This is a genomic window from Mesotoga sp. HF07.pep.5.2.highcov, assembly GCF_003666285.1.
Lineage (GTDB): Bacteria > Thermotogota > Thermotogae > Petrotogales > Kosmotogaceae > Mesotoga > Mesotoga prima.
Genome location: NZ_JFHJ01000543.1, coordinates 1 through 1,493, shown reverse-complemented (window position 1 = coordinate 1,493; position 1,493 = coordinate 1). Strand labels below are relative to the sequence as shown.

1 protein-coding gene is annotated in these 1,493 nt (G+C 47.9%); it reads right to left on the bottom strand.

Going from position 1 to position 1,493, the window contains the following annotated elements; translation table 11 throughout:
* Window positions 1-1,493 (bottom strand): hypothetical protein (locus tag BG32_RS15625; RefSeq protein ID WP_183084332.1); only part of this gene is annotated, 1,493 nt, incomplete at both ends.

Genomic DNA, 1,493 nt, shown 5'->3' with positions numbered 1-1,493 from the left:
GTCTGAACACTCTTCGATCGAGGCGTCAATCGAGAAGTCGGGAGCTACGTTGTCAACGAGTATCGTGGTTTCTGTCGAGTCGCTGCCGCAGGAATCGAATACTTCAAGTGTGATCGTTCCATAGTAGCAGTCCTGATCTTCTACATTCCAGCGCCACTTGCTTCCGTCGGAGGACCATGGTACAAATGTCTCCTGTCCTCTGTCTACCCAGATCCATCCCATAACCTCATCATAGACATATTCTTCTATGAAGCCCAGGTCTACTGTAAGGACAGCGTCTTCCTCGCAGTTGTCGGTAGCATCCCACGTGAGATAGAGAAGGTCTGTGGTGTAAACGTCGTCACAACTCATGTCGCTTCTGTCTATCGGTTGACCCTCTTCATCCACAAAGCCGAAGTATAGTATTCTCGCCCCTACGTTGTCTATTCTGTATTTTCTGGTTTCAATCGTCGTGTTTCCACAGCTGTCGGTAGCTACTATCGTTAGTGTTATATCTTCGCACTCAATTCCTTCGAATGTCCATGTCGCTTGTCCGGTAGGTCCTACCAGAATTGCTCCATTACTATCAATAACAGGCGTCGCTTCAAGTGTCCCGTGGCTTACAGTTATTGAGACTTCGTCAAGACACCTGTCCCGTACGTCCCAGTTGAACGTGGTGGATGTGGCGCAGACATCTGGTTCGATTATGTCGAGTTCTATGTCCGGTGCTATGTTGTCTACTATGTATGTCCGGATGTATTCGACTTTTCTGCCACACACATCGACACCGGTCAATTTCACTACCAGTTCTTCACAGTCCATTTTCGGTAGTTTCAGGACTACGTACGGATATTCACAGTTTGTTTCTCTCTTCCATATCCATTCGTCGCAACCTTTTACCCTGCCGCAGGGTGTCTCCTTTGAATCGAAGCAGCCTCTGGATACTGTGAGCTTCATCTCTTCCATACATGCGGTCGCTCCATACCAGATCCATACTTCGTCCATATCACATATGCGGTTTAGCCCTTCGATTTGCATTTCATCCAGCATTTCAAGTGGGATCGGTGACGTGATTTCAAAAGTGACTTCCGGTTTTGCGGTATTGACAGGTACTGTCGTTTTCTCAACAGTTCCATTGCCGCATTCGTCAACACCGAAAATCTCGATTGTGAGTTCGCCACATGTTACCGTACCTTCCCAGGTGACTGTCGCTGTTCCTGTGGAGATACCGTCTTTCCACGGCGATAGAATCGTGAATGTGGCATCGGTGGTAAAGTCTAACATGGTGGCACCGATTTTGGTTACCGTCGCGAGCTGGCAGTCCTCAAGTATCCAGTCGAATGTGAGTGTGTTGCCTTCACATATCTGGTCTGGGATACCAATAAGCTCTATTACAGGTGCTATGTTGTCTATGAATATCGTTTTGCTCACTACTGTGGTGTTCTTGTTTAAGCCTTTGCAGCAGTCAGATTCGCAGAGCTTGCCCTCACCACAGAAGTCTGTCGCTGTGAGTG